Annotated in this window: 20 protein-coding genes; 5 read left to right on the top strand and 15 right to left on the bottom strand. The window is 63.2% G+C overall.

Going from position 1 to position 21,063, the window contains the following annotated elements:
* Positions 1-119 precede the first annotated feature (119 nt).
* The 12 genes from glpD to KUV39_RS17070 form a co-directional block, all read right to left on the bottom strand.
* The gene (glpD, locus tag KUV39_RS17015; protein WP_222460439.1) at positions 120-1,709 is read right to left on the bottom strand and encodes a glycerol-3-phosphate dehydrogenase; all 1,590 of its coding nucleotides are present in this window, start codon (positions 1,707-1,709) and stop codon (positions 120-122) included.
* Entirely contained in the window at positions 1,702-2,487 is a 786-nt protein-coding gene (locus tag KUV39_RS17020) for a DeoR/GlpR family DNA-binding transcription regulator (RefSeq protein WP_046212075.1), read from the bottom strand. The genes glpD and KUV39_RS17020 overlap by 8 nt, the downstream gene beginning before the upstream one ends.
* Before the next feature lie 163 nt (positions 2,488-2,650).
* Positions 2,651-3,736, bottom strand: coding sequence for a DUF1513 domain-containing protein (locus tag KUV39_RS17025; protein WP_222460440.1), 1,086 nt, complete (start codon positions 3,734-3,736; stop codon positions 2,651-2,653).
* 4 nt (positions 3,737-3,740) lie between these two features.
* A complete protein-coding gene (locus KUV39_RS17030; protein ID WP_222460441.1) occupies positions 3,741-4,838 on the bottom strand; it encodes an imelysin family protein in 1,098 nt (365 codons plus the stop codon).
* The gene (locus KUV39_RS17035) at positions 4,838-6,430 is read right to left on the bottom strand and encodes a di-heme oxidoreductase family protein (RefSeq protein WP_222460442.1); all 1,593 of its coding nucleotides are present in this window, start codon (positions 6,428-6,430) and stop codon (positions 4,838-4,840) included. Before KUV39_RS17035 ends, KUV39_RS17030 begins: the two co-directional genes overlap by 1 nt.
* A 175-nt stretch (positions 6,431-6,605) precedes the next feature.
* Positions 6,606-7,874: an imelysin family protein gene (locus tag KUV39_RS17040; RefSeq protein ID WP_222460443.1), complete on the bottom strand. Its 1,269-nt coding sequence runs from the start codon at positions 7,872-7,874 to the stop codon at positions 6,606-6,608.
* 53 nt (positions 7,875-7,927) lie between these two features.
* Positions 7,928-8,482: a hypothetical protein gene (locus KUV39_RS17045; protein ID WP_222460444.1), complete on the bottom strand. Its 555-nt coding sequence runs from the start codon at positions 8,480-8,482 to the stop codon at positions 7,928-7,930.
* The gene (hemP, locus tag KUV39_RS17050; protein WP_110732358.1) at positions 8,479-8,643 is read right to left on the bottom strand and encodes a hemin uptake protein HemP; all 165 of its coding nucleotides are present in this window, start codon (positions 8,641-8,643) and stop codon (positions 8,479-8,481) included. Before hemP ends, KUV39_RS17045 begins: the two co-directional genes overlap by 4 nt.
* A 14-nt stretch (positions 8,644-8,657) precedes the next feature.
* A complete protein-coding gene (locus KUV39_RS17055) occupies positions 8,658-8,816 on the bottom strand; it encodes a hypothetical protein (RefSeq protein ID WP_222460445.1) in 159 nt (52 codons plus the stop codon).
* 283 nt (positions 8,817-9,099) lie between these two features.
* Positions 9,100-10,821: a methionine--tRNA ligase gene (gene metG / locus KUV39_RS17060; RefSeq protein ID WP_222460475.1), complete on the bottom strand. Its 1,722-nt coding sequence runs from the start codon at positions 10,819-10,821 to the stop codon at positions 9,100-9,102.
* A 92-nt stretch (positions 10,822-10,913) separates the two neighbouring features.
* Positions 10,914-12,137, bottom strand: coding sequence for an MFS transporter (locus KUV39_RS17065; RefSeq protein WP_222460446.1), 1,224 nt, complete (start codon positions 12,135-12,137; stop codon positions 10,914-10,916).
* Between the two features lie 126 nt (positions 12,138-12,263).
* Complete coding sequence (locus KUV39_RS17070; RefSeq protein WP_209035705.1) at positions 12,264-12,665, bottom strand: rhodanese-like domain-containing protein; 402 nt, start codon at positions 12,663-12,665, stop codon at positions 12,264-12,266.
* A gap of 264 nt (positions 12,666-12,929) precedes the next feature.
* Here KUV39_RS17070 and KUV39_RS17075 point away from each other — a divergent pair, with 264 nt between their 5' ends.
* A complete protein-coding gene (locus KUV39_RS17075; protein WP_222460447.1) occupies positions 12,930-13,973 on the top strand; it encodes an aldo/keto reductase in 1,044 nt (347 codons plus the stop codon).
* Positions 13,974-14,051: 78 nt separating this feature from the next.
* On the opposite strand, the gene KUV39_RS17080 is transcribed toward KUV39_RS17075, so the two are convergent.
* A complete protein-coding gene (locus KUV39_RS17080; protein WP_222460448.1) occupies positions 14,052-15,143 on the bottom strand; it encodes a GlxA family transcriptional regulator in 1,092 nt (363 codons plus the stop codon).
* A 133-nt stretch (positions 15,144-15,276) separates the two neighbouring features.
* Between KUV39_RS17080 and bcoG the strand changes: the two genes are divergently transcribed.
* Positions 15,277-16,194, top strand: a complete 918-nt coding sequence (gene bcoG, locus KUV39_RS17085; RefSeq protein ID WP_222460449.1) for a 3-dehydrocarnitine:acetyl-CoA trimethylamine transferase BcoG — start codon at positions 15,277-15,279, stop codon at positions 16,192-16,194.
* Positions 16,195-16,255: 61 nt separating this feature from the next.
* Here the strand turns inward: bcoG and KUV39_RS17090 are convergent, their stop codons facing one another.
* Entirely contained in the window at positions 16,256-16,729 is a 474-nt protein-coding gene (locus tag KUV39_RS17090; protein WP_222460450.1) for a DUF1203 domain-containing protein, read from the bottom strand.
* Positions 16,730-16,803: 74 nt separating this feature from the next.
* On the opposite strand from KUV39_RS17090, the gene KUV39_RS17095 reads away from it, so the two are divergent.
* Together KUV39_RS17095 and KUV39_RS17100 are read left to right on the top strand one after the other, a co-directional pair.
* A complete protein-coding gene (locus tag KUV39_RS17095; protein ID WP_222460451.1) occupies positions 16,804-18,279 on the top strand; it encodes a carnitine 3-dehydrogenase in 1,476 nt (491 codons plus the stop codon).
* Positions 18,276-19,049 carry an SDR family oxidoreductase gene (locus tag KUV39_RS17100; RefSeq protein WP_008559276.1) on the top strand — a complete coding sequence of 258 codons (774 nt, stop codon included), beginning with the start codon at positions 18,276-18,278 and terminating at the stop codon, positions 19,047-19,049. Before KUV39_RS17095 ends, KUV39_RS17100 begins: the two co-directional genes overlap by 4 nt.
* A gap of 32 nt (positions 19,050-19,081) precedes the next feature.
* Here the strand turns inward: KUV39_RS17100 and KUV39_RS17105 are convergent, their stop codons facing one another.
* The gene (locus KUV39_RS17105) at positions 19,082-19,942 is read right to left on the bottom strand and encodes a helix-turn-helix domain-containing protein (protein ID WP_008560738.1); all 861 of its coding nucleotides are present in this window, start codon (positions 19,940-19,942) and stop codon (positions 19,082-19,084) included.
* A 176-nt stretch (positions 19,943-20,118) separates the two neighbouring features.
* Here KUV39_RS17105 and KUV39_RS17110 point away from each other — a divergent pair, with 176 nt between their 5' ends.
* Positions 20,119-21,060, top strand: coding sequence for a fatty acid desaturase (locus KUV39_RS17110; RefSeq protein WP_222460452.1), 942 nt, complete (start codon positions 20,119-20,121; stop codon positions 21,058-21,060).
* Positions 21,061-21,063: the final 3 nt, after the last annotated feature.

Consider the following 21,063-nt stretch of genomic DNA (forward strand, 5'->3'; position numbering starts at 1 on the left):
GCGTGCGAAACAATCGGGCAGAGGGGCTGATACTTTTTGTGGGCGTTGCGTGGGGTGCGAACGCATAGGGGTTGGGTGTGTTGCGGCAGCGTTAAGCCGCCGCGCGCGCCAGGCGGCGCTTATGCAGCAGGGCCTGCCAGTTGGGCGCGGATATAGCTGTCGACCGTGGCGCGTTGATCTTCGCTCAGGCGCAGGCCGAGTTTGGTGCGCCGCCACAGGAAGTCTTCGCCCGCGCGCACCCATTCATGCGCGATGGTCCAGTCCAGTTCCCGCGCCGTGATGGTCGCGCCGAAATCCTGACCCAGATCCGCAGCAGAGGTGGCATCGCCCAGCACGTCCCAGGCTTCGGTGCCATAGGCGCGGATCAGGCGGCGGGTCGCATATGGGCTGAGGAACGGGTAGTCCTGCGCCAGCTTTGCCGTCAGCTTGGCCACGTCACCCACGGCAAAGTCTCCGCCCGGAAGGGCCACGCCTGCCGTCCAGTCATCTTTGAGGTCTGGAAAGACGGTGCCGATTTTTTCGAGCGCGGCCTCGGCCAGTTTGCGGTAGGTTGTGATCTTGCCGCCAAACACATTGAGCAGCGGCGCAGCGCTGTCATCCAGCGTCAGCACGTATTCCCGTGTCGCTGCCGTCGCAGAGCTCGCGCCGTCATCATAAAGCGGGCGCACCCCAGAGTAGGTCCAGACGATGTCGTCGCGGCTGATGGGGCTTGCGAAATACTGCGAGGCGAATTTGACCAGATACTCCTGCTCTTCCGGGGTGCAGGTCGGTGCCGTTTCGGGGTCCGGGTGATCGGCGTCGGTGGTGCCGATCAGCGTGTAGTCTTCCTCGTAGGGGATCGCAAAGATGATGCGCCCGTCGGTGCCCTGGAAGAAATAGCAGCGCCCGTGGTCAAAGAGCTTGGGCACAACGATATGGCTGCCGCGCACCAGCCGGACGCTTTCGCGGCTGTTCTGGCCGAGCTTCTGACGCAGCACATCGGCCACCCAGGGGCCGCCTGCATTGACCAGCATACGGGCGCGACGTTCAAAGGTCTCTCCGGTTGAGAGATCCTTGAGCGAGATGACCCAGTGATCATCGAGGCGTTGCGCGCCTGTGACCTGCGTACGGGTCATGATTTCGGCGCCGCGGGCCTCGGCGTCGCGGGCGTTCAGCACCACCAGGCGGGCGTCTTCGACCCAGCAGTCGGAATATTCGAAGGCGGTTTTGAATTTCGGGTCCAGCGGGCGGCCTGCGGGATCTGCCGCCAGGTCGAGCTTCGCAGTGCCCGGCAGGATGCCGCGTTTGCCGAGGCTGTCATAGAGGAACAGGCCAAGACGAATGAGCCAGGCGGGGCGGCGGCCCTTCATCCAGGGCATGACGGTGGTCAGAAGGCGCGAGGTCGGCGTTTCGCTGTCAAAACGCATGTCCTTGTGAAACGGCAGCACGAACCGCATCGGCCAGGAAATATGCGGCATGGCTTTCAGCAGGACTTCGCGTTCGATCAGCGCTTCGCGGACCAGGCGGAATTCGAAGTACTCGAGATAGCGCAGACCGCCGTGGAACAGTTTGGTGGAGGCCGAGGAGGTGGCCCAGGCGAGGTCTTTCATTTCCGCCAGCGAGACAGAGAGGCCCCGACCGACAGCGTCGCGGGCGATGCCGCAGCCATTGATGCCGCCGCCGATGACAAAGAGATCGGTGATGTGATCTTGAGCGTGTGTATCAGACATTTTCGTCGCTTTCGTTTTCGCGCGTCCAGAGGATTCGCGTGTCTGCGGCCTCTGCCGCGCGGGAGAATTCGGCGGGGACGGGTCGGTCGGTGATGACCACATCCAGATCCGCCACATCGCAGATGCGCACCGGAGCGGCGCGCTCGAACTTGGTGCCGTCGCAGACCAGAATGCGGCTGCGGGCGTTTTTGAGAATGGCGCGGGCGACCGAGACTTCGCGGGCGTCGTGGTCGAGGATGGCACCGTCAGCATCCAGGGCCGAGGCGCCGATGATGGCAAAGTCGACCTTGTAACGGGCAAAGAATTCCACCGCGTCTTCCCCCACGATTGCGCCGTCGCTTTTGCGGATTGCGCCGCCGGCCAGGATCAGATCCTTGCTGTCGTCTTCCATCATCATGTTGATAATGTTGATATTGTTGGACAGGACGGTCAGGCCGCGGTGACTGGAGAGCGCGCGGGCCACCATCTCGGTCGAGGTGCCGATATTGAGCGCAATGGAGCAGTTTTCCGGGATCACTTCTGCGGCGAGCGCGGCCATCGCGCGTTTGCTGTCTGCGTTCAGGCTGCGGCGTTCGGCGTAGCCACGGTTGGCGGCAGAGGCAATGCGCACGGCGCCCCCGTGGACGCGGCTCAACTGGCCCCGTGCTGAGAGGTCGCGCAGGTCGGTGCGGACCGTCTGAAGCGACACGCCAAAGCGGCGCGCGAGGTCTTCGACCTCGACCCGATCCTGCGCGGTCAGCAAGTTCATGATTTCGTTTTGACGGTCGTTTGCGTCCATTGGCTTTCCTTTTCATGGATTGATATAGGTCAGCCTGGGCGTTTTGTCATGTGAAACTTTCGTTTCAGTGTTCAGAGGGCGCAAAAGGAAAGCCGCCCTTTCGTCGGAAAAGGCGGCTGACTGGAGGGCAGCGGTGGATATCGGGTTGACCGGGCGGCTTGGCTCAGCTGAGCGGGATCAGGTGATTGTCCCAGGCGAGATCATGTTGGCGCCGGGGGATGACCCTGTCGGCGTCGATCGCTGCGACAACCCCCTGGCCGCTGGTGATGACAAACCCCGTGTCATCACTGGCAAGACCGCAGGCATCGCTCAGCCGGATTTCCTGCACCAATGCGCCTGTGTCACAGTCCGCGATCTGCAGCACACCACCGCGGGGGGAGGTGACAGCGATGTGGCGGCCATCGCGGGAAAAGGCGACTGAGCCACCATAGCCGTTGAGGTTGCGCAGGCGGGGGTCATCCTCTGCCATCAGGCGGGCGGGTTGGCCGGGGCGGTGCAGGCCGATGATGGGCAGATCCGCGCCCAGATCGCCCTGCCACTGCATGGCAAAGCCGACGGTTCCGTCGTTGCGGATTGCAAGGTGGCGGATGGAGTTGAGGCGCAGCTCCTGAGGCAGTTCCAGCTGGTCGGTGATCTGCCCATCGGCGCCGAGATAGGTCAGATTGGGCTGCATCACCGGCAGGTTCAATTTGGCCCGCCCACTGTCCGGGTGTGTCTGGATGCCGCCGTTTGCCACCACAAGCCCCGCCGCGTCGCGACGCAGGCGCATATCGTGGGGACCAATCCCGCCAGAGGAGATATGCCCAATGCGGCGATAACTGTCCGCGGCATCCCAGATCCCGATCAGGCCGTCGCCTGTGTCATAGGCGTTTTCGGTGGTGAAAAGCCGGCTGCCGTCTTCCGAGAATGTGCCGTGGCCATAGAAGTGATGACCTGCAGGCGGGGTGAGGCGGGCAAGCGGTGCGCCACTGCGGCAGTCGATCACGTCTGCAAACGTGCCGGGGCGGCGGGCAAAGGCAACGGCTTCGGGGCGGCTGGGATGGGCTGTTGCGGCATGGCCGCGTGCGGGCAGCGGGTGGCGAAACAGGATGTCGCCCGCAGTGTCCAACCCGGCCAAGAGAAAACGGTCATCCGCTGTCTTGCCTGCGGCGAGAAAGGCGGGGTTGCCGGTATCGGCCCAGCTGGCCTGAGGCGCCATGCCCGCTGCCAGGAGCCCCGCGAGAAAGCTGCGGCGAGAGGCGGTGGTCATGACATCAGTCCCCGTCAAGCGAGTTGAAGCCTGCCGTTACCCCAAGGCGCGGGCCAAGCTGGCTTGTGACCAGATCGCGAATGTTGGTCACATCCTGCTGCAGCGTTTCCAGCCGGAAGCGGCGTGCGGGATCACCAACACCTGCCAAAGCGGGATCGTCAAGCTGATCTGCGCGGCTGCGGGCCTTGTCAAAGGCGGCAGTGACCGCACGGACGAGGTCTGTGTCACCGGCGGCAAGCGCCTGGGCCAGCGGCTCCATCGCGGCCAGTGTCAGGCGGATATGGCGCAGACTGCGGGCAGAGCGGCGGGCCTCTGCGCGTTCGGGACGTGGGGCGTCGAAACTGCCAAGGGGGCGGCCAAGGCGCATGTCGCCGAGGATCTGCAAGCCGGTTGTCAGCGATTTGAACAGCTCCTGGCGGACTTCGGCTGTGGTGCGATAGCGGTCGGAGGGCGTGCGCAGCTCGTCTGCGTAGCTGGCGTGCCAGTCGGTGCTGATGGCGGCAGTGGTGCGGGCCATGTCGGCGGTGATCGCCTGCACGAGTGCGCAGGTCTGCGGTGGTGTGGCAAGGCTCATCAGCTCGGGATCGTAAAGCAGCTGTTCGAGGGCATAGAACCCGCGCAGGGCAATGGACTGTTTGGCAAATTCCTCGGCGTTGGCCCAGTTGGCCGTGGTGTTCCCATCCGCGAGCAGCGCGCGGCGCAGGGTGCCGGGGATCTTGTTGCGGCTGTCCGGCCAGAACGCCAGCGCAAAGGCGCGGTTGGCGGTTTCACTGGGGCCAAAGCGAAGATGGCTTACGGCGACCCAGGCATCAAAGGCGCTGCCAAATGCGCTGCGCAGGCGGGCGTCGGTGGGGGCGCAGTGTGTTTTTGCCACCTCGGCCAGATCCGCGCTGCGACTTGCGAGCGCCTCAAAGCCGGGCAGGATGTGACCTGACAGGATCCACTCCACCTGCTGATCCGGGTGAAGGTCTGGCGCAGAGGGCTGCATCTGTTCTGGCAATTCCGCCGGGGATGTCTGTGCAGGCAGGGGCGCAGAAGAGAGCGCCAGGGCAATGCCAAGGGCCCCGGCCAGAGTGTGCAGATGTGTGCGGCAGCGGGGCATTACAGCGACTCCAGAAAACGGATCAGGTCGGCGCGATCTTCGGGCGGCAGGTTCACGACGGTGTCGCGCGCTGCGGCGGCTTCTCCGCCGTGCCACAGGACAGCCTCCAGCAAGGTGCGGGCGCGCCCATCATGCAGAAAGCCTGCGCGCGGGTTGACCTGCTGGGTCAGGCCGATCCCCCACAGGGGGGCCGTGCGCCATTCTCGGCCATTGGCGCGGCCGGCCGGGCGGTTGTCAGCAAGCCCGTCGCCCATGTCATGCAGCAACAGGTCGCTGTAGGGCCAGATCAGCTGAAAGCTTTGCGCGTCGCGCCCGTCCATGCGGTGGGTGACAAACTTGGGCGTGTGGCAGCTGGTGCACCCTGCGTTGTAGAACTGTTCCTTGCCGCGCAGGACCGCCGGATCCTCGATGGCGCGGCGGGCAGGCACCGCGAGGTTCTGGCTGTAGAAGGTCACCAGATCCATGTTGGGCTGGTCGATTTCTGTCTCGCGGGCATCCTCGCCGCCATGCGGTGCTGCGCGGCAGGCGGTCTGGGCCTCGGTGCAGTCGCCCCAATGGGCCGGGTTGAGCGGGGTGGAAATCCCGATGTCGCCTGCAAAGGCGCCAGCGGATTGTTCGTGGATTGTCGGCATGCCGCCCTTGTAGCCGAACCGGCCGAGCATGATCTGCTGGTGTTCCTTGGACCACACCAGACTGGGGCGGCCGGAAATGCCATCGCCGTCACGGTCTTCGGGATCTGCCAGCGCAAGGATGTCGGCTGCGGGGATCGCCTCCAGCAGGCCAAGGCCGATCATCGTGGGCGCCACGCGGGGCGACAGCATCGCGTCTGCCTGCAACGGGCCATACCCAAGGCTGTCGGCGCTGTAGCTGGGGCGCTGGAGGGTGACGGTTTCCCCACCGTTGAGAGAGATGGTTTCAGCGCTGTAGGTCACCCCCAGCCGGTATTCAGCGGGCACGCCGGGGGCAGAAATATCCTGCAGCTGGCCCCCATAGGTGGGCTCCGGCGCGGTGCCGATATAGTCGTGGACCGCCTGCAGCTGCTCTGGCACGGGGCCGGGAACGGATACCCGCAGGAACATGGTGGCTGCGGCATAATCCGGCCCCTCCGGCACGTGGCCGCGCCCGTCCTTCAGGTGGCAGCGCTGGCAGGAGCGTGCGTTGTAAAGCGGCCCGAGCCCGTCAGAGGCGCGGGTCGAGGCCGGGGAGGGCACCCAGACCTTCTTGAACAGGCCATTGCCCAGTTTGAACTCCAGCTCTTCTTCAAAGGTGAGGCCGGCGCTGTGTTGGGAGTAGGCTTCGTCATCCTTGCGGGCGCGGACCGTGGCTGCGCCTGCAGGGCGGGCCTCAAACGGTTCGGGGGCGCCAAATTCCGTTGTGGGGGCGGTGATTGCCTGAATGCGGGCGGTTTCCTCGGCGGTTCGCGGGACAACGGTCAGATGCGGATCGCCGAGCGGAGGCAGCGCGATTGCAGGTGTGGTGGTTCCAGCGGGCTCTGCGGCCAGCAGAGGCGGAGCAGAAAGGGTGGCCACGGCAAGCAGGGACAGTGCCCCAAGGGCGGTGGCGGAACGGCGGAGCGGGACATCACGCATCATGGTCTATCACTTTTATCTGGCGGGGCAGCGGGCCGGTCAGCCCGGTGTGGGCTGTCGGTCAGTGCCTGGCAACAGGTTGCGCAGCTGCAGCAGGCCAGCGCAACGCAGAACAGCAGGGGCAGCACGGTGCCGCCCCTGCAGAAATCACGGGCTGCGCGGCGGCAGCCAGGGCGGTTTACTGGAAAACCGCGGTGGGGTTGTCGAGACTGTCGGACCCCTCGATGGCGACGCCATCCACGTTCAACAGGCTCACCACGCGCTCGATGGAGCGGGTCTGGTCGATCAGACCGTTCACGCCGCCCATGACCAGGGCTTCGCCAGCTTCATTGCCTGCTTCTAGCATCTGATCGTAGGAGAAACCCGCCTCTGCTGCGGTTTTGATGCGGCCAAGTGCCTGCATGGTCTGCGCAAGTTTGCCGCGCAACTCGCTGTCGAGCGCGCTGTCCTGTTCTGCCACCAGATCCGAGAGAGAGGCGCCGGACACCAGTTCACCGTTCACCCGAACATATTCGCCCAGATAGACATTCTGCACGCCCAGACCGTCATAATAGTGGCTGTTGTGGGTGTTGTCGGAGAAGCAGTCGTGCTCTTCCTCGGGATCGTTCAGCATCAGGCCAAGGCGCATGCGTTCGCCTGCCTGCTCGCCGTATGACAGAGACCCCATGCCGGTCAGCATGGCGGTGATGCCTGCGTCCTCATCTGCCATCAGGGTGCTGCGCGCCTCGCCTGCGTCGCCCCATTGTGCGGCCATCCATTCCAGATCGGACACCAGGAGATCGGTCGCGGCCTTCAGGTACTCTCCGCGGCGGTCACAATGGCCACCGGTGCAGGCCTCGCCAGCGGCAAAGTCGGTCCAGGGGCGATCGCCCGCACCGTGATCGGTGCCGTTCAGATCCTGACCCCAGAGCAGAAATTCGATTGCATGGTAGCCGGTTGCCACATTGGCCTCGACGCCATCTGCTTCGTGCAGGGTGTTTTCCAGCAGCGCCGGGGTGATGGCGCTTGCATCGATGGCCTTGCCGGAGAGTTCGAACTGCGGGTTCGCGATCACGTTCAAGGCGGCGAGGGTGTTTTCGTCGCTTGGCCCACCGTAGGAGGCATCCACATAGTCGATCAGCCCCTCATCCAGCGGCCATGCGTTCACCTTGCCTTCCCAGTCGTCGACGATGGCGTTGCCGAAGCGGAAGACTTCGGACTGCTGGTAGGGCACACGGGCGGCAAGCCAGGCTTTGCGCGCCGCTTCCAGCGCCTCGGCAGAGGGGGCGGCGATCAGCGCGTCGACCGCAGATTGCAGGGTCTTCGCCGTGATCAGGCTGTCCTCGTATTTTGCCTGCGCGATATTGGCGTAGGTCGTCAGAACCTCTGCCTTGTCAGCGGCAAAGCTGGGTGCCGCAGCTGCGGTCAGTGCCGCCACAGCGGTGCCTTTGAGGAAATGCGATGTCATGATTTGGTCCTTGAAATCAGTTGAGAGATGTTCGTGAGCGCAGACAATCTGCGTCAGTGAAGACGGGCCGACAGGATCTGCCGGGGAAACGCGGGGGAGTTGGCGGGCTGTTTGGTGTCGGCTGTTGTGTGGGGGGCCGCGGGCGCATCCTGGCTGTTTTGATCGCGCGCCATTTGATCCAGAACCAACGCGGCCTTGGCGGCCATTGTGGCGGCGCGGGGGGCCTGACGGGGAGAGACCACGAGGCTGGCCAGCATCTGGGCATCGTCAAAAGCGGCATCATTTGCTGCAGCTACGAGATTGGCGAGGCAGTTTTCGTCCGCGCCAAGGCAGTTGCATGAGAGCCCGTGGCGGACCAGCGGGCGGCGCCCCTCTGCGGCGCAGAAGTTCAGAAAGCGGCCAAGTGTTTCATAGGCTTGCCGGCCCAGCGTTGGGCCAAGCGCCGCGACGCAGTCGGCGCGCAGGCTCATGCGGGCCTCGGTTCCGGCAAACCAATGGCGCATGGCGCGCACCGCGGCGGCCTCTAGCGGGGGGAGGTCGCTCAGAAGGCCGACGGTGGCCCCACCCCGAGAGGCCGCAGGGGCCGTTGATGATGCAGTGACGGTCATTTGGTCAGGATCAGCTTGCCTGCGCGGGTGATGCGGAGGCTGTAGATCTGCCCGTTCAGCAGAATACGGGCCTGATTGCCGCCGCGCGCCAGATCTTCGGCGTGATAGGTCGGGAAAACTTCGGTTGCAGCGGTGGTGGTGGCTGCGTGGTCAAAATTCATCTGGTTCATGTCTGTCACCCGTTTCTGTCCTCGGACCGATCCAGATACCATTCCAGCACAACCCCGCTGTCGCCATTGGCGACGCCATCAAAGAGCCAGCCGATAAAGCCGGGCAGGTCCTCTGCCGGGCTGTGCTGGGGGGATGGCGGTTGGGGCTGGTGTGATGTGGACACTGGAGGATCTCGGTTGGTTTGCACTGAGCGTTGGGCTGGCGCCGGGGCGCTTGGCTGAACTGTGGCTATACCTGACTGATTTAATCAGAATCGTCAACCTGACTTTTTTACTCAGGTTATAATTTTTTCGACAGAGGCCCGACATGGGCCTGTCGGGCCTAGGTGGCAGAGCAAAGCATTATGGGGGCCTTGGGTCGCCAGACTGCCAACGAAAAAGGCCGCCCCCTGAGGAGCGGCCTTTCTGTCTGATCGGGGATTTCCCCGGATGGTCTGAAACCGGGCGTCAGCTTTCGCGGATGCCGGAGAAGCGGCTTTGCCAGTCTTCGCGCTGTTCATCAGAGATCTTGGCGAACAGAACCTCTGGCACGGTGAAGGCGTGGCCAACGGGCAGCGCGTCCAGCGCGGCGGCCACATCGGTGGGCCAGCTGTCGTCTTCGGTCTGCATCGCGGCCAGCAGAGTGTCCTTTGCCGTCGGGATGAAGGGAGAGGACAAAACCGCGTAGAGACGGATCAGGTTCAGGCCAAGGCGCACCTGCGCGGCTGCCTGTTCGGGATCGGTCTTGAAGGTCGACCAGGGGGCGACGGATTGCAGGTATTCATTGCCCGCCACCCAGATTGCGCGCAGCTCTTGGGCGGATTTGCGGACTTCCATCGCGGCCATGTGGTCTTCGTAGGCGCGGATGCGGGTGGTCAGCTCTTTGATCAGGGTCTGTTCTGCCTCGCCATAAGAGCCGCCTGCCGGAACCTCTTCGCCGTATTTCGAACGGCAGAACTTGGTGATCCGGCTGACAAAGTTGCCCAGAACGTCCGCCAGGTCCTTGTTCACCGACTGCTGGAAGTTCTCCCAGGTGAATTCGGAATCGCTGCTTTCGGGTGCGTGGGACAGGAGCCACCAGCGCCAGTAGTCAGCGGGCAGGATTTCCAGCGCCTGATCCATGAACACGCCACGTCCCTGCGAAGTGGAGAACTGGCCACCGTCGTAGTTCAGGTAGTTGAAGGACTTCAGGTGGTCGACCATCTTCCACGGCTCGCCCGAGCCGAGAATGGTGGCGGGGAAGGACAGGGTGTGGAACGGGACGTTATCCTTGCCCATGAACTGGACGTATTTGACGTCTTCGGCCCCTTTGTCGGTGCGCCACCAGCGCTCCCACTCGGCGTCGGACTTGCCGTTGGCTTCGGCCCATTCGCCTGCGGCGGCGATGTATTCGATGGGCGCGTCAAACCAGACGTAGAAGACCTTGCCCTCCATGCCGGGCCAGTCCTGGTCGCCTTTCTTGACGGGGATGCCCCAGTCAAGATCACGGGTGATGCCACGGTCCTGAAGACCGTCGCCGTCATGCAGCCATTTCTTGGCAATCGAGGTGGTCAGCACCGGCCAGTCGGTTTTGCTGTCGATCCAGGCATCCAGCTCGTCCTTGAGCTGGGACTGGCAGAGATAGAGATGCTTGGTTGCGCGCACCTCGAGATCGGTGGAGCCAGAGATGGCAGAGCGCGGCTCGATCAAGTCGGTGGGGTCCAGCTGCTTGGTGCAGTTTTCGCACTGGTCGCCACGGGCCTTGTTGTAGCCGCAGTTGGGGCAGGTGCCTTCCACGTAGCGGTCCGGCAAAAAGCGTTTGTCGGCGTGGGAATAGACCTGGCGATCTTCGACTTCGCGGATCAGGCCCGCCTCGGCCAGCTTGCCTGCGAAATGCTGGGTCAGCGCGTGGTTCTGAGGGCTGGAGGAGCGGCCGAAGTGATCGAAGCTGAGGCCGAAACCCTTGGCGATTCCTGCCTGAACCTCGTGCATTTCGGCGCAGTATTCCGCGACCGGCTTGCCTGCCTTGGCGGCGGCCAGTTCGGCGGGGGTGCCGTGTTCGTCGGTGGCGCAGAGGAACATCACCTCATTGCCGCGCGCCCGCTGGTAGCGGGCATAGAGATCGGCGGGCAGCTGGCTGCCCACCAGGTTGCCCAGGTGCTTGATCCCGTTGATGTAGGGGATCGCCGAAGTAATGAGAAAGCGCGCCATATCGTCCATCCACATAAATCTTTGCAGGCCCGTCTAGCGCATGGCGCAGGCGGCGGAAACCCCGAGCTGCGCTTTGCGGTTAAATTCCCATGCTATCGGCGCTCTCGTGCACGTTTGAGGAGACGGCCAATCGTAAAGGAGGTGCGCGGCGCATAGACATAGCGGGTCCGGTCCTCGGGGGCGGGGCGCGCGCGCATCCGGCTGAGGCCAAAGACGATCAGCAGCACATGCCCTGCGGCCACATAGGCAAAGAGCGCAGGCGGGCCGAAGCTGTCGATCAGGGCAGAGGAAATATAGGGTGAGGCGATGGCCCCCAGCGCGTACCAGAACATCAGCGCCGCAGAGAGTTCGACCCGCTGTTCTGAGGTGGCAAAGTCATTGGCGTGGGCGGCTGAGACCGAAAAGATCGGGAAGGTGGTAAAGCCAAAGAAGGCCGCTGCCAGCATCACGCCTATGGTGCCGGTGCCGCTTGCGGCCATGGTGATGGCGCAGCTGACGATTGCGATGGCCGACAGCCAGATCAGCACCCAGCGCCGGTCGTATTTGTCGGCAAGCCAGCCAAGCGGATATTGCGCCAATGCGCCCCCCAGTACGAAGGAGGCGAGGAAAAAGGCAATCTGTCCGACTTCGAGCCCGACCTCCTGGCCATAGATCGGCCCGACCATCCGAAAGGACGCAGAGCTGAGCGCGGCCACGATCACACCTGCCACCGCCAGTGGAGAGCAGTTCCAGGCGAGCCCTGGGCGCAGGCGGGGGGCGTCAGGGATTTCCGGTTGGCTGGCCTTGGTCATGGTCAACGGCAACAGGGCTGCGCAGCACAGGATTGCCAGCAGGTTGTAGGACACATAAGCCGCCGGAGGCAGAACCGCGATCAGCAACTGCGCGGCCAGCGAGGCCGAGAGATCGGCGATCCGGTAGGTGCCCATCGCTCGCCCCCGGTTTTCGTTTGTGACCTTCGCATTCAGCCAGGCTTCGATCACCGTGTAACAGCCCGCCATGCACAGGCCCGAGGCGATCCGCATTGCCGCCCAGGCGAGCGGGTCTTCGGTCAGCGTGTGGCCGATCAGCCCCATCGCCCCCAGCGCGGTACAGACCGCAAAGGCCCGGCTGTGACCCACATTGCCCATCAGGCGTGGCACCCACCAGCAGCCGATGAAAAAGCCGACAAAATGGGCTGAGCCCAGAAAGCCGATCTGCTCTTTGTCGAACCCGTGCGTCAGGCCGGAGATAGCATCCAGCGGGCCCACACCTCCGGTGGAGAGCTGCAGCAGGATCACAGAAAGAAACAGGGCGGCGAAGGAAATCAACAGGCGCATAATGCCAAGTCATGACGGCTGAGCGGCGCAAATGCACGGGGAAATCCGACATTTTTGCCAACCCCGTGTCGCATTGGGCAGCTGCGCAGCGGTTTTGCCGCGCAGCGCCGGTGTGGCGTCGTCCGATTAGTCGTCGCGCTGGGCGATCTCGCCGCCTGCCTTGGTCCAGGCGGTAAAGCCGCCTTCAAGGTGCATGACCGGGCCAAGCCCCATCTCCATCGCGGCCTTGGCCGCCAGTGCAGAGCGCCAGGCGCTGGCGCAGTAGAACACATAGGTCTTGTCCTGATTGAACACCGGCTTGTGGTAGGGGCTGTCGGGGTCGATCCAGAATTCCAGCATCCCGCGTGGGCAGGAAAAGGCCCGCGGGATCATGCCGCTGGCCTGCAACTCGCGGATATCGCGCAGGTCGATGAACACATAGGCGTCATCGTGGATGGCGTCTTTCGCGGTTTCGACCGGCATCGTTTTGACGACGGCGTTTGCCTCGTCGAGGAGCGCCTTGACGCCTTTGGTGATTGTCTGGGCCATGAAATGCCTTTCTGTCTGTAGGTGGGCGAATTGGTCCTGTCCTGTGCTTCAAGCTGGGGGAGGCGCCTGCGCTTGGCAAGGGGAGAGGGCGGATGGCGAGAGCGTCAGCGATCACTTTCCTGCGCAGTATCCGTGCAGTATCGGCGCAGTGTCGGCCAGTTGATGGGGCAGGCGGTTGCATCGGGGCCGGGCTGCGCTAGTGTTTGCGCTGACATGATGGGCCGCGGGGCGGCCCGCAACGTTGCAGCAAACAGGATCCCGATCATGAAAAAGAACCCGCTCGGCCGCACCGGCATGGAGGTGTCGCAACTCTGTCTTGGCACCATGACCTTTGGCACCCAGACGGATGAGGCCGACGCCCATGCCCAGATTGATGCCGCGCTGGCAGCTGGGGTGAACTTCCTTGATACGGCAGAAATGTATCCGGTGAACCCGATCAGCGCCGAAACGGTTGGCGATAGCGAGGCGATTATCGGCAACTGGAACTCACGCACGGGGCGGCGCGGGGACTACATCCTTGCCACCAAACATTCCGGCGAGGGGATGCAGGCCGTGCGGGATGGGGCGCCGATCACGGCAGAGACCATTCCGGCCACCATCGAAGGATCACTGCGACGTCTCAAGACGGATTACATTGATCTCTACCAGTTCCACTGGCCCAATCGCGGCAGCTATATGTTCCGCAAGAACTGGCAGTATGATCCCGGCGGCAATGACCGGGCCGAGGTGCTGGACAATATGGCGGGCTGTCTTGAGGCGCTGAAGGCGCAGGTGGACAAGGGCAACATCCGCGCCTTTGGCCTGTCCAACGAAAGCGCCTGGGGCACGGCGCAATGGCTGCGGCTGGCAGAAGAAACGGGTGGGCCGCGGGTGGCCTCGATCCAGAATGAATATTCGCTCCTGTGCCGTCTTTACGACACGGATCTGGCAGAGCTGAGCGTCTATGAGGATGTCGGCTTGCTGGCGTTTTCGCCACTGGCGACGGGGTTGCTTACTGGCAAATATCAGGACGGCGCTGTGCCTGATGCCTCGCGCAAGACGCTAAACCCGGAACTGGGAGGGCGTCATACGGATCGGGTGTATCCGGCGGTCGCGGCCTATCTGGAGATCGCCAAGCGTCATGGGCTGGACCCGGTGCATATGGCGCTGGCCTGGTGTCATACACGGCCCTTCATGGCGTCGGCCATCTTTGGTGCGACCAATCTGGCGCAGCTGGAACATGTGCTTGCCGGGGCCGATCTGACCCTGTCGCAGGAGGTGCTGGAAGACATCGACGCGGCGCACCGCGCGCATCCGATGCCCTATTGATCACTCGGACAGCCGGGAAAGCGAAACGGGCGGCCCGATGTGGCCGCCCGTTTCTATGTGGTCGTTCTGCGTCGGGGCTCAGTATGACCCGGTTGAGTGACGCGGCAGCGGGCCGCTCTGGCGCAGAGTGCTTTTACCCTGCGAGAGAGGGGCCTGGCTGAACAGGGGCTTGCTGGCCGCCAGACGGGTTGGGGCAGTGGCCCCAAGGCTGGCCTGGCGCAATTCGCGTGCGGTGGTGCCATGCGCAGTGCGGAAGGCGCGGGCAAAGCTGGACTGCGAGTTGAAGCCGGTGGCCATTGCCACCTCCATCAGGGGCAGATCGGTATCTGTCACCAGTCGGCGGGCCTCGGCCATGCGCAGCTGCAGATAGTGGTCCTGCGGCGTGGTGTTCAGGCGCAGACGAAACTGCTGCTGCAGGCTGCGGGTGCTAGTGCCCAGTTCTTCGGCGATTTCGCTGAGAGGTTTGGGATCATCAAGGGCGGCCTCCATCAGCGCATTGGCCCGCGCTGTCAGAGAGGAATGCTTGGAGCTGCCAAGACGGCTTTGCGGGCGTTCGGCAGAGCCGGGCCCGTCGTAGAGGAACAGGCCCGCTACACGAGAGGCAAAGCCCGCGCCATGTCGGCTGCCGATGATATGCAGCATCATCTCGATCGCGGGTGTTGCACCGCCGGATGTCATGCGGCCCTCGGAGAGGGTAAACCGATCATTGCGGCATTGAACGCCGGGGAAGCGGCTGGCGAAGTTGTCCAGATCTTCCCAATGGGTGGTTGCGGGATGACCATCAAGAAGCCCCGCTTCGGCCATCAGCCAGGGACCACCATCAATGCCGGCAATCGTCGCGCCGCCTGCCGCGATGCGGCGCAGCCCAGCCAGCAGGCTGGGGGTGGCATGGCGCGCAAGCTGGAAGCCTGCGATCACGATCAGCAGCTCGCAGCCCTGAAGGCGGGCCAGCGGAATGCCCGGCACGGACAGGCCGCTGGTCAGCATCGCAGGTTCGCTGGTTGCGGTGATATAGTCCCAATCAAACGCACCGCGACCTGCCAGCCGGTTGGCTGCGCGCATCGGGTCCACGGCAGCGGCAAAGGACAGCGTGTTGCTCTCATCAAGCACCAAAACAGCCGTTTTCAGCGGCTGATTCTCGGGCTGGAGGATGTTTTTTGCGGATTTCATCAAGTTCGATTCGCATGTTGACTAGTTGGTGCATCAAGGCTGCGGCAGCATCGAGCACAACACAAACAGGAATCTGGGGGCAGCCTTGGGGATAACTCTTGGCACAACCCTGTACATCGAGGGGAGAACGAAAATGCCTCTGAATATGAACCGAAACGTCTTTATCACCTGTGCTGTGACCGGCTCTGGCAGCACCCAGGATCGCAGCCCGCATGTGCCGCGTTCGCCCAAGGAAATCGCCGATAGTGCCATTGCGGCTGCCAAGGCGGGGGCCGCCATTGTCCACTGCCATGTCCGCGATCCCGAGACCGGCACGCCCTCGCGCGATCTGGCGCTTTACCGTGAAGTGACAGACCGGATCCGTGAGAGCGATACAGATGTGGTGCTGAACCTGACTGCGGGCATGGGCGGAGATATCGTTTTTGGCGATACCGAAAACCCCTTTCCGGTGAATGAGGCGGGAACCGATATGGTCGGTGCGACCGAGCGGATGGCTCATATCGCAGAATGCCTGCCGGAGATTTGCACGCTGGACTGCGGCACCATGAACTTTGCCGAGGCCGATTACGTGATGACCAACACGCCGGGCATGTTGCGGGCGATGGGGCAGATGATGACGGATCTGGGGGTGAAGCCCGAGATCGAAGCCTTTGACACCGGGCATCTGTGGTTTGCCAAGGAACTGGTGAAGGAAGGCGTGTTGGCCAGCCCTGCTTTGGTCCAGCTGTGCATGGGGGTGCCCTGGGGCGCGCCCAATGATTTGAATACCTTCATGGCGATGGTCAACAATGTGCCGGATGATTGGGACTGGTCTGCGTTCTCGCTGGGGCGCGATCAGATGGCCTATGTCGCCGCCTCTGTTCTGGCAGGCGGCAACGTGCGGGTTGGTCTGGAAGACAACCTCTGGCTTGGCAAAGGGCAGCTGGCGGAGAACTGGCAGCTGGTCGAACGCGCGGGCACCATCATCGAGAACATGGGTGCCAAGCTGATGGGACCGGATGAGGTGCGCGCCCAGCTGGGGCTGACCAAGCGTGCGCCGGTGGCGAAGTAATGTCTGTGATGTGGGCAGGATGAAGATGGCCGCGCGACTGACTATCACGCGGCCCTTCGGATCACTCCGCGCGGTGAATGCGGCAGAGGAAGCAGTTGTTGCTGGCGCTGCGCAGATCGACAAAGGCGATGTCATCGCGCGACAGCAGCGTTTCGGCATAGGCCTTGAGTTCGGCACGCGGTGTCACCGCACCCGTGCCGTAGACGATCCGCTCGTCCGGCCCGTAGCCTCGCAGGAGATATTGAGGTGCGGAAAGAAACGTGGGCACGTCGGGCGACGCCGTGGCTGGCGCACAGAACGGATCACAGAGGTAGATCGGCCCGGTCTCGGTAAAGGGGTTGCGCCCGGTAAAGGGGCGATGGGCCAGCGCCAGAAATGGCTTGCCTGCAGGGACGTTCTGCAAACAGTGGCGACAGGGCATGCCGCCCTCTTCGGCGCTGGGATGGCGCTCAACCGGGTCGCCATAGCTATCAAACCCGGTGTGGTGGATCGCTTCGACTGCCGCGCTGGGCAATCCGGAAAATTGAAGTTTCATGAATGGTCTCCTTTCTGTGGGAATGTGCCTTTGTGCAGCCCGGCCAGGCGACCCGAAACATGCGGGAAAGTGACATGACAAAAACAGCAGCAATCATCGGCGGCGGGGTTATCGGCGGCGGATGGGCCGCGCGGTTCCTGCTCAATGGCTGGAACGTGCGGGTGTTCGACCCGGACCCGGAAGCGGAGCGCAAGATCGGTGAAGTGCTGGCCAACGCCCGCCGCTCGCTGCCGGGTCTGGGCAATGTGGCGCTTCCTGCAGAGGGCAGCCTGACCTATCACGCGACCATCGCAGAGGCCGTGGAAGGTGCGGAGTGGATTCAGGAAAGCGTCCCCGAACGGCTGGAGCTGAAGCAAAAGGTCTATGGCGAGTTGCAGGCGCATGCGGGCAAGGATGCGGTCATCGGCTCTTCGACCTCGGGCTACCGACCTTCGCAGTTGCAGGAGGGGTTCGACAACGCAGGCCAGATCGTGGTCGCGCATCCGTTCAACCCGGTCTACCTGATGCCGCTGGTGGAGCTGGTCACGACCGAGGTGAACCCGGCAAGCGTGATCGACAGCGCCAAGGCCATCATCACCGAGATCGGCATGTATCCCCTGCATCTGAAAAAGGAGATCGACGCCCATGTGGCGGACCGGTTCCTGGAGGCCGTCTGGCGCGAGGCGCTGTGGCTGGTCAAGGACGGCATCGCCACCACCGAAGAGATCGACAATGCGATCCGCTACGGCTTTGGCATCCGCTGGGCGCAGATGGGGCTGTTTGAAACCTACCGCGTCGCAGGCGGTGAGGCGGGCATGAAGCATTTCATGGCGCAGTTCGGCCCGGCGCTGAAATGGCCCTGGACCAAGCTGATGGATGTGCCGGAGTTCACCGATGAGCTGGTCGATCTGATCGCAGGCCAGTCGGACGCGCAATCGGGGCATCATTCGATCCGCGAGTTGGAGCGTATCCGCGATGACAACCTTGTGGGCATGATGCGGGCGCTGGGGGCCAATGACTGGGGTGCCGGTGCTTTGCAGAACGCCCATGATGCTGGCCGGGAGGCGGATGTGGGGCTCGTGCGCTCGATCGAGGAGATTGCGGACCTCGGCCAACCCATCCTCACCCAAAGCCGAATCGTGCCGCTGGACTGGACCGACTACAACGGCCACATGACCGAGAGCCGCTATCTCGACGCCTTTGCGCAGTCCACTGACCGGCTGATGATGATCATCGGCTGTGATGCAGAGTATATCGCAAGTGGCGGCAGCTATTTCACCGCTGAAACCCATATCCGCCACATCGATGAGGTGCATGCAGGTGATCCCATGCAGGTGCGGACCCGGGTGATCATGGGGCAGGGCAAGAAGATGCATGTCTGGCACGAGATGTACTCCGGTGACCGGTTGCTGGCGACTGGCGAACACATGCTGTTGCACGTGAATCTTGAGACCCGCCGGTCCGCCCCGCCCGCAGCCCATATCGAGGCGAACCTGGTGAAGCTGGCAGAGGCGCATTCGGCTTTGGACGCACCAGAGGGACTGGGCCGCGCAATCGGTGCCCCAAGATGAGCGGGGCACGAGCCGCGCGGGTTTTGATTACCGCAGGTGGTTCCGGGATCGGGCGTGCGATGGCAGAGGGTTTTGCCGCTGCCGGTCATCAGGTCTGGGTTACGGATGTGAATGCAGACAGCCTGTCGGATCTTCCGGCGGGCTGGCAGGCCAGCGTGGTTGATGCGGCTGACGAGGACAGTGTTGCAGCACTGTTTGCCGAGGTGCGCGAGCAATGGGGCGGGCTGGATGTGCTGTGTGCCAATGCAGGCATCGCCGGTCCGACTGCGCTGATCGAGGATATCGCGCTGGAGGACTGGCGCAAATGCGTGAGCGTCAATCTGGAGGGCTGCTTTCTGGCGGCCAAATACGCAGCACCTTTGATGAAGGCGGCCCGGGCGGGATCGATCATCGTGACATCCTCTACCGCAGGGCAGTACGGCTATCCGAACCGGGCGCCTTATGCTTCGGCGAAATGGGCGGTGATCGGGCTGATGAAGACTTTGGCAATGGAGCTGGGCCCATATGGTGTCCGTGCCAACGCGATCTGCCCCGGTGCCGTTGAAGGGCCGCGGATGGAGGGCGTTCTGGAGCGTGAAGCCGCAGCCAAGGGCATGAGCCGCGATCAGGTCTATGAAGGCTATGCGTCGGGGACGTCGATGCGGTCCTTTGTTGAGGCACGCGACATTGCCAATATGGCGGTGTTCCTGGGCTCTGATGCTGCCCGGCTGGTGTCGGGGCAGGTGATTGCGGTGGATGGCCATACGGAGAACCCGGATCCCAAGGTGTGAGCCGAGCTGCACAGGGGGCCCGGCTGCAGCGTTCAGGAAATCGCGGCCCTGAGATCCCTGAGCCGGTCGGGCACCTGCCGGGCGGTGATATCGGCCTCGCGCACCAGATTGTCGAAATGGGTGGTGAGCGTTGCGACCCGCTCTTTGTCGCGAAAGGCGAGGTAGTGACTGCCTGCATAAAGCACGCAGAGCAGCGGCCCAAAGACCGTGAGCGGCGCGGAGTAAAGCCGCTTGGCATCAAACAGATAAATCCGAAGGCGCGGATAAAGCTGGGTGCTGAGGTGTTCGAAGTGGCTCAGCTGCTCCTCGCGGATGTCGCGCGGTAGCCCCTCGTAATAGCCGGTGCCCTTGGCAAAGCTGTCCAGCTCGTAGATCGGCATGGCGATTTCATAATCCGACGGAGAGCGGCGCATCCAGTCCAGACGGTCCTGCGAGGCGCCGATGGCCTGATCGGCTGTGCGCCCCAGATGCGGGGCATATTCCCATTCCAAAAGCGCGCGGGTCTTGAGCATATCGGGCAGGGCCGCAGGGACATGCCGGATCTTGTAGCCCTCGGCCTCTTGATGCCAGCCGAATATCCGCTCATCCACCAGCGCACGGGGGGCCGCGCTCATCGTGAGGCTTGCTGCAACCAGATCAGCGGCGTTTTCGGGCCGCTCTGACAGGCTCAGCAGCCAATCGGCCGACACACCAAGCGCCGCCGCACAGGCGCCAACCACATGGGCGTTTGGCAGGCGCGCGCCCTCGTCGGTCAAAAGTTGCGATATGGTGGAGCGGTCGACGCCGATGGCGCGGGCAAGGGCGCTCTGGCTGAGACCGCTATCCGCCAGCGCCCTGTTGAGCCGGAGCCGAAACTGCGCAGCGCGCAGTCGCTTGTCGATAATTTCGATCATGCGGTGATAAATATCACCATTGATGAATTTTGTTAATCATATTTGGAATTCTGCATCACCGATCCACTGGCTATCCCTGACAGAGCCATAGATTTCAGCGGGATGAGGCAGAGAGATGCACATTTGGACGGGGGCGCACCGGGATCAGACAGCTGGCCATCAGATAAAGGTGGCTGATGTCTGATCCGCAGCGAGATGGCCCGCTTGCGGCTGAGGCCCCGATCATCGCGGTGGGCCGGGTGGAATGGCGCACGCTGTTCTTGATCCTTGGCTGCTATGGGAGCTGGGGCGCCGTCCTGTACGCAGCGGGCCTGTTGCCGCCTGTTGTTACCGTCCCGATCCTGGCGGTGCTGATCACGCTGCACGCGTCGCTGTGCCATGAGGCGCTGCATGGCCATCCTTTCCGGCTGCGCGTGCTGAACGAGGCGCTGATGTTCCTGCCTTTGAACCTCGCCATTCCATATGGCCGGTTTCGTGACACCCATCTTGCCCATCACCGCGATGAGCGGCTGACAGACCCTTATGATGACCCGGAGAGCAACTTCCTGGACCCAGCCGTCTGGCTGCGGTTGGGCTGGGCTGCGCGTCTGCTGTTTCGTGTGAACAACACGCTGTTGGGGCGGGTGGTGATTGGGCCACTGCTGGGGCAGGGCCGCTTTATGGCGCAGGAGTGGCGCCTGATCCGCAGTGGCGATGAAGCCGTGTTGCGGGATTGGCTGCTGCATTGTCTTGGGGCAGGACTGGTTGTCGGGCTGGTCTGGGTCAGTCCGCTGTCGTTGATGAGCTATCTTGTGGCTGCCTATCTTGGCCTTGCGATCCTCAAGATCCGCACCTTTCTGGAGCATCGTGCCCACGACGATCCCAAGGCACGCACCGTGATCGTCGAGCGTGGCGGGCTCCTTGGTTTTTTGTTTCTCAACAACCATCTTCATGCGGTGCACCACTGTCATCCGGGGGTGCCATGGTATGACCTGCCGGCGCTGTACGCGGCGCAGAGGCAGGGCTTTCACGATCGCAATCAGGGCTACAGTTACCCGTCATATGCCCGGATCTTTCGTCGCTATGCGCTGCGGCGCAAGGATCCCGTTGCACATCCGATCTGGTCAGACCGCACGTAAGGG

Source organism: Phaeobacter italicus, from assembly GCF_019801785.1.
Classification (GTDB): domain Bacteria; phylum Pseudomonadota; class Alphaproteobacteria; order Rhodobacterales; family Rhodobacteraceae; genus Phaeobacter; species Phaeobacter italicus.

Excerpts from the sequence above, each read along its gene's own strand:
- KUV39_RS17100 (WP_008559276.1), top strand. The coding sequence starts at position 18,276 with ATGAGCGGGGCACGAGCCGCGCGGGTTTTGATTACCGCAGGTGGTTCC.
- KUV39_RS17025 (WP_222460440.1), bottom strand. The coding sequence starts at position 3,736 with ATGACCACCGCCTCTCGCCGCAGCTTTCTCGCGGGGCTCCTGGCAGCG.
- hemP (WP_110732358.1), bottom strand. The coding sequence starts at position 8,643 with ATGAATTTTGACCACGCAGCCACCACCACCGCTGCAACCGAAGTTTTC.
- KUV39_RS17070 (WP_209035705.1), bottom strand. The coding sequence starts at position 12,665 with ATGGCCCAGACAATCACCAAAGGCGTCAAGGCGCTCCTCGACGAGGCA.
- KUV39_RS17105 (WP_008560738.1), bottom strand. The coding sequence starts at position 19,942 with ATGATCGAAATTATCGACAAGCGACTGCGCGCTGCGCAGTTTCGGCTC.
- KUV39_RS17020 (WP_046212075.1), bottom strand. The coding sequence starts at position 2,487 with ATGGACGCAAACGACCGTCAAAACGAAATCATGAACTTGCTGACCGCG.
- KUV39_RS17030 (WP_222460441.1), bottom strand. The coding sequence starts at position 4,838 with ATGCCCCGCTGCCGCACACATCTGCACACTCTGGCCGGGGCCCTTGGC.
- KUV39_RS17035 (WP_222460442.1), bottom strand. The coding sequence starts at position 6,430 with ATGATGCGTGATGTCCCGCTCCGCCGTTCCGCCACCGCCCTTGGGGCA.
- KUV39_RS17040 (WP_222460443.1), bottom strand. The coding sequence starts at position 7,874 with ATGACATCGCATTTCCTCAAAGGCACCGCTGTGGCGGCACTGACCGCA.
- KUV39_RS17045 (WP_222460444.1), bottom strand. The coding sequence starts at position 8,482 with ATGACCGTCACTGCATCATCAACGGCCCCTGCGGCCTCTCGGGGTGGG.
- KUV39_RS17110 (WP_222460452.1), top strand. The coding sequence starts at position 20,119 with ATGTCTGATCCGCAGCGAGATGGCCCGCTTGCGGCTGAGGCCCCGATC.
- KUV39_RS17075 (WP_222460447.1), top strand. The coding sequence starts at position 12,930 with ATGAAAAAGAACCCGCTCGGCCGCACCGGCATGGAGGTGTCGCAACTC.
- glpD (WP_222460439.1), bottom strand. The coding sequence starts at position 1,709 with ATGTCTGATACACACGCTCAAGATCACATCACCGATCTCTTTGTCATC.
- KUV39_RS17065 (WP_222460446.1), bottom strand. The coding sequence starts at position 12,137 with ATGCGCCTGTTGATTTCCTTCGCCGCCCTGTTTCTTTCTGTGATCCTG.
- KUV39_RS17080 (WP_222460448.1), bottom strand. The coding sequence starts at position 15,143 with ATGAAATCCGCAAAAAACATCCTCCAGCCCGAGAATCAGCCGCTGAAA.
- metG (WP_222460475.1), bottom strand. The coding sequence starts at position 10,821 with ATGGCGCGCTTTCTCATTACTTCGGCGATCCCCTACATCAACGGGATC.
- KUV39_RS17090 (WP_222460450.1), bottom strand. The coding sequence starts at position 16,729 with ATGAAACTTCAATTTTCCGGATTGCCCAGCGCGGCAGTCGAAGCGATC.
- KUV39_RS17095 (WP_222460451.1), top strand. The coding sequence starts at position 16,804 with ATGACAAAAACAGCAGCAATCATCGGCGGCGGGGTTATCGGCGGCGGA.
- bcoG (WP_222460449.1), top strand. The coding sequence starts at position 15,277 with ATGCCTCTGAATATGAACCGAAACGTCTTTATCACCTGTGCTGTGACC.